Origin of the sequence: Sphingomonas aerolata, from assembly GCF_003046295.1 — a bacterium.
In the GTDB taxonomy this organism is placed as follows: domain Bacteria; phylum Pseudomonadota; class Alphaproteobacteria; order Sphingomonadales; family Sphingomonadaceae; genus Sphingomonas; species Sphingomonas aerolata.
Map to the genome: position 1 here is coordinate 525138 of NZ_PZZN01000001.1, position 12496 is coordinate 537633.

Genomic DNA, 12496 nt, shown 5'->3' on the forward strand with positions numbered 1-12496 from the left:
CGGAGAATATCGATGAGCGACCAGTTGACGCTCGCAGCCGAGACGCGTGACCGGGTTGGCAAGGGAGCCTCCCGGGCGCTGCGTCGTGATGGCCGCGTGCCTGCCGTGATCTACGGCCTGAACAAGGAACCCACCTCGGTTCACCTCGAGGAAAAGGCGCTGATGAAGGCGCTGATGACCGGCCACTTCATGAATTCGGTCGTGATGGTCAACGGCGTGCGCACGCTGCCCAAGGACGTTGCGTTCCACCCGGTCACGGATCGCCCGATCCATGTCGATTTCCTGCGCATCGGCGAGCATTCGACCGTCACCGTCGCGGTGCCGATCGTGTTCACGGACGAAGACGATGCCCCCGGCATCAAGAAGGGCAAGGGCGTCCTCAACATCACGCGTCATGAGATCGAGCTGGTCGTCGACGCATCGGACATCCCGAGCGAGATCACGATTTCGCTCGCCGGCATGGAGATCGGCGATTCGATCCACATCAGCGACGTGACGCTGCCCAAGGGCGCGACGCCCGCGATCGACGACCGCGACTTCGCGATCGCCACGATCGTGCCGCCGACCGTCCCGACCGTCGAGGACGAAGAGCTCGAGGCTGAGGTCGCCGAGGCGCAGGCTGCTGAGGCTGCTTCGGACGAAGAGCCCGTGGTCGAGCCTAACGACGATCACAACGACGACGACAAGATCACGCCGCAGAAGAAGGACTAATCTTCTTCGTCTTCGGATGATCTGGCGGGCGGGAAAGCTAGGGCTTTCCCGCCCGTTTCGTTTTGCAAGCCATTCCGCCCACCCAAAAAACCGTCATCCACGCGCAGGCGGGGATCCAGACCCTCGGACCTTCCTATGGAATCGAGAGGTTTGCCACTATGGGTTCCCGCCTCCGCGGGAATGACGGTTTGGGGCGCGGGCAACGATCGTTTTTGGAGAATCACACGTGCAGATCTGGGCGGGACTCGGCAATCCGGGGGCCCAATATGCGATGCACCGGCACAATGTCGGGTTCATGGTCGCCGACGCGATCGCCGCGGTGCACGGCTTCGGCGCGGTCAAGAAGCAGTTCCAGGGCTGGACGCAGGAAGGCCGGATCGGATCGGAAAAGATCCTGCTGCTGAAGCCCGCGACCTTCATGAACGAGAGCGGCCGCGCGATCGGCGAGGCGCTGCGCTTCTACAAGCTGGACGTCGACGCGCTGACGGTGTTCCACGACGAGCTCGATATCGCCCCCTTCCGCGTCAAGGTGAAGACCGGCGGCGGGACCGCGGGGCATAACGGGCTCCGCTCGACCGATCAGCATCTGGGCCCGGATTTCCGCCGCGTTCGGCTCGGCATCGGCCATCCGGGTCACAAGGACCGGGTCACCGGCTATGTGCTCGGCAATTACGCCAAGACGGAGATCGAGCCGCTGTCCGACATGCTCGGCGCGGTCGCCGCGGAGGCGGCGTGGCTGGCGGCGGGCGACGACGTCCGTTTCATGAATGATGTCGCTGTGAGGATGCAACCATGACCACCCGCTCGCTGTTCGCCACGCGCTTCTACGAGGCCGATCTCGGCGACCATGATCTGGTCGAGGAGCTGGAGGACGCGGCGCTCGAACTGGCCAAGGAGGACCGCGCTGGCATCGGCTGGTCCAAGGCGCATGGCTATCGCGGGTATACGTCGTACGCCTCGCTCAACGACCTGCCGCTGCGCGACCCGCGTTTCGCCGATCTGGTGCGGCTGCTCAACAAGCATGTCGCCGCGTTCGCCAAGGACTGCGCGTTCGATCTGGGCGGGCGGAAGCTGAAGCTCGACAGCCTGTGGGTGAACGTCCTGAAGCCGGGCGGCGCGCACTCTGGGCATATCCATCCGCACAGCGTCGTGTCGGGGACGATGTACGTGACGATTCCGGAAGGCGCGGGTGCGCTGAAGCTGGAGGATCCGCGGCTGCCGATGATGATGGCCGCGCCGACCCGGCTCGACGATGCGCCGGAGGACCTACGGACGTTCGTCTATGCGGTGCCCAAGCCCGGGAGCGTGTTCCTGTGGGAGAGCTGGCTGCGCCACGAAGTCGTGCCGAATGCCGCCAAGGGCGAGCGGATCAGCATCAGTTTCAATTATCGGTGGTGAGGTAGGCAGCCTCGCGACCATCCCCGTCATCCTGACTTTCGTCAGGATGACGGAGGTGGCGGCGGCACTCACCACTCGTTGTCATTCCCGCGGAGGCGGGAACCCAGACTGGCTGGCCTTGGCGATACTCGCTCGGGGTTGCCAGTCTGGATCCCCGCCTGCGCGGGGATGACGGAGGGGAGAGAGTTTAGGCCGTCTTCGTCGACGCCATGTCGATGACGAAGCGATACTTCACGTCGCTCTTGACCATGCGGTCATAGGCCGGCTCGATCTCGTCCATCTTGATCATCTCGATGTCCGAGACCAGCCCGTGCTCGTTGCAGAAATCGAGCATTTCCTGAGTCTCCGCGATCCCGCCGATCAGCGAGCCTGCCAGCTGGCGACGGCGGAAGATCAGGTTGCCGACCGAGGGCGACGGATGCGGCTCGGCAGGCACGCCGACCAGAGTCATCGTGCCGTCGCGCTTGAGCAGCTCGAGGAACGGGTCGAGATTGTGCGGCGCAGCTACAGTGTTGAGGATGAAGTCGAAGCTGTTCGCATGCTCCGCCATGGCATCGGCGTCCTTCGACACGATCAGGTCCTTCGCGCCGAGACGCTTGGCATCCTCGCGCTTGTTCGGCGAGGTCGAGAAGACATAGACCTCGGCGCCCATCGCGTTGGCGATCTTAACGCCCATGTGACCGAGACCGCCCAGACCGACGATGCCGACCTTCTGGCCGGGGCCGACCTTCCAGTGCTTCAGCGGCGAATAGGTGGTGATGCCGGCGCAGAGCAGCGGCGCGACCGCGGCGAGATCGGCCTCGGGATGCGAGACCTTCAGCACGAAGCCCTCGTCGACGACGATATGGTCCGAATAGCCGCCGAAGGTGTGGCCGCCGAGCACGGGATCGGGGCCGTTATACGTGCCGACGAAACCGGTTGTCTCGCAATATTGCTCCTCGCCGTCGGTGCAGGACGGGCACTGGCCGCAGCTGTCGACCATGCAGCCGACGCCGGCGATGTCGCCGACCTTGAACTTGGTGACGTCGTCACCGACTGCCGTGACGCGGCCGACGATCTCATGGCCCGGAACGCACGGATACAGCGTGCCTTCCCACTCGCCCTTGGCGGTGTGGAGGTCCGAATGGCAGACGCCGCAGAACGCGATGTCGATCGCAACGTCGGTCTTGCCCGGCGCGCGGCGTTCGAAGCTGAACGGTGCGAGCGGCGTCTCGGGCGACTGGGCGGCGTAGCCCTTGGCGGTGGTGGTCATGCTATTCCTAAATGTGACTGGCAGAGCGCGATATACGCATGGGACTCGCAATATCTACCGAGCGGTACGATAATTTGCTGCATTGCGGCAATCGCTTGGGTCGATCAGTAGAGCGTGGAAATCAGCGACCACCCCGGCGAAGGCCGGGGCCCAGTTGGAAAGGTGGCAGTAACGGCGTGCCGACATTCATGAGCAACGTCCCCCAACTGGGCCCCGGCCTTCGCCGGGGTGGGAGAGATAAGGGGAATCGCGCCCGGTCGTGTGCGTAGGCGTCCTTGCTGGCGTTCCTCCTCGCCCTGCCCTAAAGCGCCCGCACATTCTTATACCCCAATCTCAAACTGAAGGCATATCATGGGTTTTCGCTGCGGCATCGTGGGGCTGCCGAACGTCGGCAAGTCCACCCTCTTCAACGCGCTGACCGAGACGGCCGCGGCGCAGGCGGCGAACTATCCGTTCTGCACGATCGAGCCGAACGTCGGCAATGTCGGCGTGCCCGACAAGCGGCTCGACGCGCTGGCGAAGATCGCCGGCTCGCAGAAGATCATCGAGACGCAGCTCGGCTTCGTCGACATCGCCGGCCTCGTGCGCGGCGCGTCGAAGGGCGAGGGGCTCGGCAACCAGTTCCTCGGCAACATCCGTGAGGTCGACGCGATCGTCCATGTGCTGCGCTGTTTCGAGAATGGCGACGTGACGCATGTCGACAACAAAGTCGATCCGATCGCCGATGCCGAGACCGTCGAGACCGAGCTGATGCTGAGCGATCTCGAAAGCCTGGAGAAGCGCGTCCCCAATCTCGCCAAGAAGGGCATGCAGGGCGACAAGGAGGCCAAGATCGGCGCCGCCGTGCTCGGCCAGGCGCTCGAGCTGCTCCGCGAGGGCAAGCCCGCACGGCTGACGGTGCCCAAGGACGAGGACGAGGCGCGCGTGTTCGCACAGGCGCAGCTGCTGACCGCCAAGCCCGTGCTGTACGTGTGCAACGTCGACGAGGGCGATGCCGCGAACGGCAATGCGCTGTCGGCGCGGGTGTTCGAGAAGGCCGCGGCCGAGGGCGCCGAGGCGGTCGTCGTGTCGGCGGCGATCGAGGCGGAGATCGCGACGATGCCCGCCGAGGATCGCGGCGAATTCCTGGGCGAGCTGGGGCTAGAAGAGACCGGCCTCGCTCGCGTCATCACCGCAGGCTACAAGCTGCTCCACCTGCTGACCTTCTTCACGGTCGGCCCGAAGGAGGCACGCGCCTGGACCGTCCATGCGGGCGCGACCGCGCCGCAGGCGGCAGGCGAGATCCACGGCGATTTCGAAAAGGGCTTCATCCGCGCCGAGACGATCGCGTTCGACGACTTCATCGCGCTCGGCGGGGAATCGAAGGCGCGCGAGGCGGGCAAGCTGCGCGCCGAGGGCAAGGCCTATGTCGTCCATGACGGCGACGTGATGCACTTCCTGCACAGCTGATCCCAACAATGTTGCGCCCCCTGCGTGTGTAGTCACGCGCCGGGGGCGGGCGTAGCGAGCAGAACAGACGGCATGAGACACGCGACGTTTTCAGCTCTGGCACTCGCGCTCGGGGGTTGTGCCTATCCGGCCACGCCCCCTGCCCTGGCGCCGGTAACCCAGGCTGCCCCCGCGACCGCCACCGCCGCTCCTCAGGGCCCGCAGCCGCTGGCGGTCCGGGCACCGGTGACGATCCTCGTGTCGATCGATGGCTTCCGCCCCGATTATCTCGACCGGGGCGTCACGCCGAACCTGAACCGGTTGCGCGCCGGCGGCGTCTTTGCGGCGATGCGCCCCTCCTTCCCGAGCGTCACCTTCCCCAATCACTGGACCCTGGTGACCGGGCTCAGACCCGATCGCAGCGGCATCGTCGGCAACACGATGGAGGATCCCGCGCGGCCCGGTGAGAAATTCACCATGGCGAGCGACGATCCCTTCTGGTGGAGCCAAAGCTCGCCGATCTGGGTCGACGCCGAAAAGGCGGGGATCCGGACCGCGACGATGTTCTGGCCGGGTGCCAATGTCGCGGTCGGCGGCACGCTGAAACCCAACAGCCACGGCGCGATCGACGGCGGCACCCGGCCGCAGGACTGGCAGCAGTTCAACCAGCAGATCAGCGCCAAGCAGCGCGTCAACGCGGTGCTCGACTGGATGCGGCGACCGGCCACGATCCGGCCAAAGCTGGTGACGCTGTATTTCGATACCGTCGACGTGGCCGCGCACGACAATGGCCCCGACTCCCCCCTGACAACGCAGGCAGCCGCCGAGGTAGATGGCAGCATCGGCAGCCTCGTCGACGGGCTCGCGACGCTCGGCCAGCCGGCCAATCTGGTCATCGTGTCGGACCACGGCATGGCGGCGACCAGCAGCACACGCGTCGTCGCGATGGACCGGATTGCGGCACCGGCCGACTATCGCCTCGTCGAAACGGGCGCCTATGCGACATTGTTCGCGGTGCCCGGGCATGAGGACGCGCTCGAGGCCAGACTGCTTCGGAAGCACGACCACCTGCAATGCTGGCGCAAGGCGGAGATCCCGGCGCGCTTCCATTATGGCCGCAATCCGCGCGTCCCGAGCTATCTGTGCCTCGCCGATGTAGGCTGGCGCGTCGATCGGACGACGCCCACCAAGGTCTCGGCCGGCGGCTCGCACGGCTATGACAATGCCACCCCCGAAATGCGCGCGCTGTTCATCGCCAACGGTCCTGCCTTCATCGGTGGCAAGACCATCGCGAGCTTCGACAATGTCGCGGTCGAGCCGCTGCTCCGCGACCTGATCGGGCTGCCCGCGGAACCGGGGCTGGACGGCAACGACGCGCCCTTCCAAAAGGTGCTGCGACGATAGGAGGAGCAGCGGGCGTGCAGTATTTCGAAGATATCGCAGTCGGGGCGACCGCGGCGTTCGGTTCCTATCCGGTGACGCGCGACGAGGTGATCGCCTTTGCCGAGAAATACGACCCGCAGCCCTTCCATCTGTCCGACGAGGCCGCAGCAAAGACGCATTTCGGTCGGCTGTCGGCAAGCGGCTGGCATAGCTGTGCGATGACGATGGCGATGCTGGTCGAGCATATCGGTGAGCACCGTCAGGCGAGTCTCGGATCACCCGGGATCGATGAACTCAAATGGCTGAAGCCCGTCTATCCGGGGGACACGCTGCGCTGCGTGACCGAGGTGCTCGGCAAACGGGTTTCCGCCAGCCGCCCCGAAATGGGGATCGTGAAAAGCCGGATGCAGGTGTTCAATCAGGACGATGTCATGGTGATGACGTTCGTGTCGAACGCGCTGATGCAGACGCGCCCGACCGGCGCGCCTGCATCCTGATCCGTCACTTCGGGACTGGGACGTTCATATAGGCGCCACCCCGGCCGCCGCCGCCGCCGCCACGACCGCGGAACCCGCCGCCATTGCCGCGCTCCTGACGATATTCACGCCGGTCCTGACGTGCCTCGCCACGATAGCTCTGCCGCGCCTCGCGCCGTTCGCCGCGATATTGCTCGCGCGTGATCTGACCGTCGCGCAGCTGGTTTCGGTCATCACGCCGGCCCTGGCGGAAGTCGCGGTTCGCGCCACGCCGGTCCTGGCGATAGTCGCGCGCGGCGGGGCTGTTGCCACGGGCGAAATTGCCCCAGTTGCCGGCACCGCGGTAATTGCCGCGACGCCCCTGCCAGTAGCGCTGCTGCGCACCGTTCCAGCGGTGCGGACGACGATTGCGATCATAGACGTATCCGCCGGTACCCGGATAATAATAGTCGCCATACCAGCCATAATAGGAGCCGAGCCCGACGCCCGCATAACCGGCCCCGTATCCGCCGCCATAGCCGTCATAATAGCCGTTGCCGTAGCCGCCGCCATAATAGGGATCGCTCGCATAGCCGATCCCGCCGCCGCCATAGCCATACCCATCGGTGCAACCGGCCACGCCGAGGCCGACACCAATGGCGAGAGTGACCAGTCCTAGTCGCTTGAAAAACATCGAAAATCTCCCGTACCTGGAGAGCGGACCCAACGCGCCGCCATTGGTCGCACAACAATACCGACATACCGCAGGTTCCATGAACGACGGCTGACGCGCGCCGGGACCGCTGGTTGGGCATGGGGGGCGTGGCCCCCGGATACGGACACGGGCAGCCAGCGGATCGCCAAACGCGAAACGGCGGACCGGGTTGTCCCGATCCGCCGTCGTTCACGCCCTGATGCCGCGGTGGCCGCGGCGCGGGATCAATGCTTCACGTCACGCCAGACGTTCTGATAGGCGCCCCAGGCAAGGCCGCAGAAGACGAGGATGAAGAGGATCGACGCGACGCCGACGGCGTGGCGCGACTCCAGGTTCGGCTCAGCCGTCCAGGTCAGGAAGGCCGAGACGTCGGCCGACATCTGTTCCTTCGTCGCCTTGGTCCCGTCCGCATAGGCCACCTGATCGTCCGCAGTGATCGGCGGTGGCATCGCGATGTTGAGGTTCGCGAAATACGGGTTGTAGTAGAGACCCTCGGGCGTCTTGATGTCCGGGAACTGCTTGAGCAACGCCGCGGGCTGATCGGTGTAGCCCGTCAGCAGCGAGTGGACATAGGCCGTGCCCTCCTCGCGTGCCTTGGTGATCAGCGAGAGATCGGGCGGCAGCGCGTTGTTGTTGGCGGCGCGGGCGGCGACCTCGTTGGCGAACGGCGACGGGAAGCGATCCGACGGGATGTTCTTGCGGGTCGCGGCTTCGCCGGTTTCGGGGTTGATCGTCGGCTGCTCGATCACCCACTGGTTGGCGATCGCCTTAACCTCAGGCTCTGAATAGCCGATCTTCTGGAGATCGCGGAACGACACTAGCCGCAGCGAGTGGCAGGCCGAGCAGACTTCCTTGTAGACCTGGAACCCACGCTGCAGCTGACGACGGTCGAACTTGCCGAACACGCCGTTCGAGGCGAGCTCGAGTTCCTTGGGATGCTTGTGCGCGACGCTCTCGGCGGACGGCGCGACGGGGTCGGTGATGACGCCCGACACGCTGCCGAAGAGCGCGATGCCGAGCACCAGCACAAAGGCGGCGCCGACCAGGGATGCGATGAGACGAACCATATTTGTATCCTCTAGTCCGTATCAGTGCGCGGGCTTGGGGGAGAGCGCGGTGTGCGCCGGGCTCGTTCCGCCACGCTTGGCCAGCACCGCCTCGGTGATCGAATTGGGCAGCGGCCGGGGCCGTTCGGACCGCGAGATCAGCGGCAGGATGATCAGGAAATGCGCAAAATAATAGGCCGCGCAGATCTGGCTGAGGATCACATAGGTCGCCGTCGCCGGTGCACCGCCGCAATAGCCCAGGATCAGGATGTCGGCGACCAGAACCCAGAACGCGATCCGCGCCTTGGGGCGGTAGTTCATCGAGCGGACCGGCGAACTGTCGAGCCACGGCAGGAAGAACAGCAGCAGGATCGAGCCGAACATCGCCAGCACGCCCCACAGCTTTGCGGGCAGGATGAAGTCCGCGGTGAAGGCGCGCAGGATCGCGTAGAACGGCCAGAAATACCATTCGGGGACGATGTGCGCGGGCGTCGAGAGCGGGTTCGCCGGAATGTAATTGTCCGGATGGCCGAGATAGTTCGGGAAGAAGAACAGCAGGCCGGCGAACACCAGCAGGAAGATGCCGAGCCCGAAGCCGTCCTTCGCTGTGTAATAGGGGTGGAACGGCACGGTATCCTGCTTGCCCTTCACGTCGACGCCGGTCGGGTTGTTCGACCCCGGGATGTGCAGTGCCCAGATGTGCAGGATGATGACGCCCGCAATCACGAACGGCAGCAGATAGTGCAGCGAGAAGAAGCGGTTGAGCGCAGCGTTGTCCGGCGCGAAACCGCCGAGCAGCCAGATGCGGATGGTGTCGCCGACCAGCGGGATCGCCGAGAAGAACCCGGTGATGACCTGCGCGCCCCAGAAGCTCATCTGCCCCCAGGGGAGGACATAGCCCATGAACGCGGTCGCCATCATCAGCAGGAAGATCGTCACGCCGAGCAGCCAGACCATCTCGCGCGGCGCCTTGTACGAGCCGTAATAGAGCCCGCGGAAGATGTGCGTGTAGACGACGATGAAGAACATCGACGCGCCGTTGGCGTGTGCATAGCGCAGGAACCAGCCCGCATTGACGTCGCGCATGATGTGTTCGACCGAGTCGAACGCGACCGCGCCGTTGGCGGCGTAATGCATCGCCAGCGTAATGCCGGTGATGATCTGGATCGCCAGCGCGGCACCGGCAAGGACGCCGAAATTCCAGAAATAATTGAGGTTGCGCGGGACCGGGTAACCGGCGCCGACCGCGTTGTAGACGAGCCGGGGAACGGGAAGCCGTTCATCCAGCCACCGCGTCAGCGGTAGCTTCGGTTCGTATTGCTTGGCCCAGGGAAAGCTCATGGTTGTTTCCTCAGCCTACCGTGACGACGGTGTCGGAGTTGAAGGCATAGTCCGGAACCTGGAGATTGGTCGGTGCGGGGCCCTTGCGGATGCGCGCGGCGGTATCGTAGGCCGAGCCGTGGCACGGGCAGAAATAGCCGCCAAACGGGCCCTTGTTCTCCCCCTCGCCAGCGCCGAGCGGGACGCAACCGAGATGCGTGCAGACGCCCAGCGTGATCAGCCAGTTCTTCTTGCCCGCCTTGGTCCGCTCCTCGAGCGTCTGGGGGTCGCGCAGCGTCGATACGTCGACCGCGTCGGCCTCGCTGATTTCCTTCGGCGTCAGGTTGCGCACGAACAGCGGCTGCTTGCGGAAGCTCGTCTTGATCGCCTGGCCCGGCAGGATCTTCGACAGGTCGATCTCGGTGGTCGACTGCGCGAGCACGTCGGCCGACGGGTTCATCTGGTTGATCAGCGGCAGGACGATCGCGACGGCGCCGACCCCGGCGAAGGATACGGCGGCGATATTGATGAAATCGCGGCGGCGCGGGTCGTGCGCCTCTTCGTGAAACGGTTCAGGCGACTCGCCGGGTGGAACCATGTCGTCGACTATCGCCATTCATCTCGCCCTTGCAGTTTATCTTTATTCTCGTGGCCCGATGCGCATGCCGGTTCGCCGCACCGCACGCCCATCCTGCCCGACCGTCCCCACGGAGGCCCATAGGTGATAGACGGCGCAAGCCCGCTTTGCCAACAGCATTTTGACTGCGGCGCGTTCCGGATTAGAGGCAGCGGTATGCGTATCGCCCTCTACCAACCTGATATCGCCGGCAATGTCGGCGCCATTTTGCGGACCGCCGCCTGTCTCGGGCTGGCGGTCGATCTGATCGAGCCGATGGGGTTCACCTGGAACGAAAAGGCGGTCGCGCGCTCCGGGATGGACTATGTCGGTGCGGTCGAGATCGTCCGGCATGTCGACTGGGCGGCGTTTCGCGACCAGGTCCGCGGGCGCATCGTCCTGCTGACGACGAAGGGCGCGGTCCGGCTCGACGCGGCGACGTTCCAGTCCGACGACGTGCTGCTGATGGGCAGCGAGGGCGCGGGCGTCCCCGACGACGTCCATGCCCGCGCCGACCTGCGCGTGCTGATCCCGATGCGGCCCGGCCTGCGATCGATGAACATCTCGGTCGCGACCGCGATCGTCGCGGCAGAGGCGTTGCGGCAGACGGACGGCTGGCCCGCCTGACCTACCGGGGGGAGTGTCGGGCGAACGCGCCCCTTCCCCGCCCCGACCAGGATTTGTAGGACAGTGCCATGACCGAGCTCGACCCCCAGCAAGCCGCCGCCCGCATTTGGTTCGAATCGCTGCGCGACCGGATCTGCGCGGAGTTCGAGACGATCGAGCGCGAGGCCGGGTCGGATGCCGTGTTCGACTATACCCCCTGGGATCGGATCGATCCGTCGGGTGAACCCGGCGGTGGCGGCGTGCGCGGCGTCATGAAGGGCAAGGTGTTCGAAAAGGTCGGCGTCAACGTCTCGACCGTCGGCGGCATTTTCGAGGGCGAGTTTGCCAAGTCGATCCATGGCGCTGGCGAGGATCCGCGGTTCTTTGCGACCGGGATCAGCCTGGTCGCGCACATGGCCAACCCGCACGTCCCCGCGGTGCACATGAACTGCCGCTTCCTTAACACGACCAAGCGCTGGTTCGGCGGCGGCGGCGATCTCAACCCGCCGCTGCCGATCGCCGAGGACACCGCCGATTTCCACGCGACGATGAAGGCCGCCTGCGACGCTCACGACCCGGCCTATTACCCGCGCTTCCGGGACTGGGCGGAGACCTATTTCCAGATCCCCCACCGCAAGGTGAACCGCGGCGTCGGCGGGATCTTCTTCGATCATCTCGACGGCGATTTCGACGCCAATTTCGCGTTCACGCGCGACGTCGGCGAAGCATTTCTCGACGCCTATCCGCGGATCGTCCGGCGGCGGATGGACACGCCGTTCACACCGCAGGACGAGGCCGCGATGCTCGAATGGCGCGGCCGCTATGCCGAGTTCAACCTTGTCTATGACCGCGGCACGCTGTTCGGGCTGAAGACCGGGGGCAATATCGAGGCGATCCTGATGAGCCTGCCGCCCCGCGCAACCTGGTCGTGAGCGGGGGCCGGTGGCGCTGATCCCCGTCGCGGACGACGTGCTCGCCACGATCGTGACCACGCTCGAAATGCCGCGCAAGCCGCCGCTCAGGCCGATGCCGACCTCGCGGCTGCGGTTGCTGCGCTGGGAGCAGCCGACGCTGGAGGGCTATCGTGCGCTGTTCGCCCGGGTCGGATCGCGCTGGCTGTGGTTCTCAAGGCTGGCGATGGACGATGCCGCGCTCACCGCGATCCTTGGCGATCCGGGCATTGCGGTGCATGCGGTGGTCGACCCGGCGGGGATCGAGGTGGGGATGCTCGAACTCGACCTGCGCCGGGCGGGCGCTTGCGAGATTTCCTATTTCGGGCTGATCCCCGAACTCGCCGGCCAGGGGCATGGTCGGTGGCTGATGGCGGAAACGCTTGCCCGGGCCTGGACCAGGGGTGTCGAGCGGGTCTGGCTGCACACCTGTACGCTCGACCATCCACGTGCGCTCGGCTTCTACCGCGCGCAGGGCTTCGTCGCGACGCGGCGGACGATCGAGACCTTTCCCGATCCGCGCGCGACCGGGATGCTGCCCGGCGACGTCGCGCCGCAGATCCCGTTTCTGGGTGGACGCCGCTAGACCCGCGGAGGTCGCACCGGTCCGCGACCG

General features: G+C 65.6%; 14 protein-coding genes. 9 read left to right on the top strand and 5 right to left on the bottom strand.

Going from position 1 to position 12496, the window contains the following annotated elements:
* The first annotated feature begins 12 nt into the window (after positions 1-12).
* The 3 genes from C8J24_RS02485 (at position 13) to C8J24_RS02495 (ending at position 2109) form a co-directional block, all read left to right on the top strand.
* Positions 13-711 (top strand): 50S ribosomal protein L25/general stress protein Ctc, encoded by a 699-nt coding sequence (locus C8J24_RS02485; RefSeq protein WP_107930056.1) that lies wholly within the window; start codon positions 13-15, stop codon positions 709-711.
* A 226-nt stretch (positions 712-937) separates the two neighbouring features.
* Complete coding sequence (gene pth / locus C8J24_RS02490; protein WP_031393695.1) at positions 938-1507, top strand: aminoacyl-tRNA hydrolase; 570 nt, start codon at positions 938-940, stop codon at positions 1505-1507.
* Complete coding sequence (locus C8J24_RS02495) at positions 1504-2109, top strand: TIGR02466 family protein (RefSeq protein WP_107930058.1); 606 nt, start codon at positions 1504-1506, stop codon at positions 2107-2109. The genes pth and C8J24_RS02495 overlap by 4 nt, the downstream gene beginning before the upstream one ends.
* Positions 2110-2296: 187 nt before the next feature.
* Here the strand turns inward: C8J24_RS02495 and C8J24_RS02500 are convergent, their stop codons facing one another.
* On the bottom strand, positions 2297-3361 hold the full coding sequence (locus C8J24_RS02500) for an NAD(P)-dependent alcohol dehydrogenase (protein WP_107930060.1): 1065 nt from the start codon (positions 3359-3361) through the stop codon (positions 2297-2299).
* Positions 3362-3712: 351 nt separating this feature from the next.
* Between C8J24_RS02500 and ychF the strand changes: the two genes are divergently transcribed.
* From ychF to C8J24_RS02515, 3 genes are all read left to right on the top strand, one after another.
* A complete protein-coding gene (ychF, locus tag C8J24_RS02505) occupies positions 3713-4810 on the top strand; it encodes a redox-regulated ATPase YchF (RefSeq protein WP_031393698.1) in 1098 nt (365 codons plus the stop codon).
* Positions 4811-4882: 72 nt separating this feature from the next.
* Positions 4883-6193, top strand: coding sequence for an alkaline phosphatase family protein (locus C8J24_RS02510; RefSeq protein WP_107930062.1), 1311 nt, complete (start codon positions 4883-4885; stop codon positions 6191-6193).
* Positions 6194-6207: 14 nt separating this feature from the next.
* The gene (locus tag C8J24_RS02515) at positions 6208-6669 is read left to right on the top strand and encodes a MaoC family dehydratase (RefSeq protein ID WP_107930064.1); all 462 of its coding nucleotides are present in this window, start codon (positions 6208-6210) and stop codon (positions 6667-6669) included.
* Positions 6670-6673: 4 nt separating this feature from the next.
* Here the strand turns inward: C8J24_RS02515 and C8J24_RS02520 are convergent, their stop codons facing one another.
* The 4 genes from C8J24_RS02520 to petA form a co-directional block, all read right to left on the bottom strand.
* Entirely contained in the window at positions 6674-7321 is a 648-nt protein-coding gene (locus C8J24_RS02520; protein ID WP_146163618.1) for a hypothetical protein, read from the bottom strand.
* A 245-nt stretch (positions 7322-7566) separates the two neighbouring features.
* Positions 7567-8409, bottom strand: coding sequence for a cytochrome c1 (locus tag C8J24_RS02525; protein WP_031441575.1), 843 nt, complete (start codon positions 8407-8409; stop codon positions 7567-7569).
* 21 nt (positions 8410-8430) lie between these two features.
* Complete coding sequence (locus C8J24_RS02530) at positions 8431-9729, bottom strand: cytochrome b (RefSeq protein ID WP_107930069.1); 1299 nt, start codon at positions 9727-9729, stop codon at positions 8431-8433.
* Between the two features lie 10 nt (positions 9730-9739).
* Positions 9740-10306: a ubiquinol-cytochrome c reductase iron-sulfur subunit gene (gene petA, locus C8J24_RS02535; RefSeq protein WP_051916295.1), complete on the bottom strand. Its 567-nt coding sequence runs from the start codon at positions 10304-10306 to the stop codon at positions 9740-9742.
* A 195-nt stretch (positions 10307-10501) separates the two neighbouring features.
* Here petA and C8J24_RS02540 point away from each other — a divergent pair, with 195 nt between their 5' ends.
* The 3 genes from C8J24_RS02540 (at position 10502) to C8J24_RS02550 (ending at position 12466) form a co-directional block, all read left to right on the top strand.
* Positions 10502-10951: a tRNA (cytidine(34)-2'-O)-methyltransferase gene (locus tag C8J24_RS02540; RefSeq protein WP_031393567.1), complete on the top strand. Its 450-nt coding sequence runs from the start codon at positions 10502-10504 to the stop codon at positions 10949-10951.
* A 68-nt stretch (positions 10952-11019) separates the two neighbouring features.
* Positions 11020-11862, top strand: a complete 843-nt coding sequence (gene hemF, locus C8J24_RS02545; RefSeq protein ID WP_107930071.1) for an oxygen-dependent coproporphyrinogen oxidase — start codon at positions 11020-11022, stop codon at positions 11860-11862.
* A 10-nt stretch (positions 11863-11872) separates the two neighbouring features.
* Positions 11873-12466: a GNAT family N-acetyltransferase gene (locus C8J24_RS02550; protein WP_107930073.1), complete on the top strand. Its 594-nt coding sequence runs from the start codon at positions 11873-11875 to the stop codon at positions 12464-12466.
* The last annotated feature ends 30 nt before the right edge of the window (positions 12467-12496 follow it).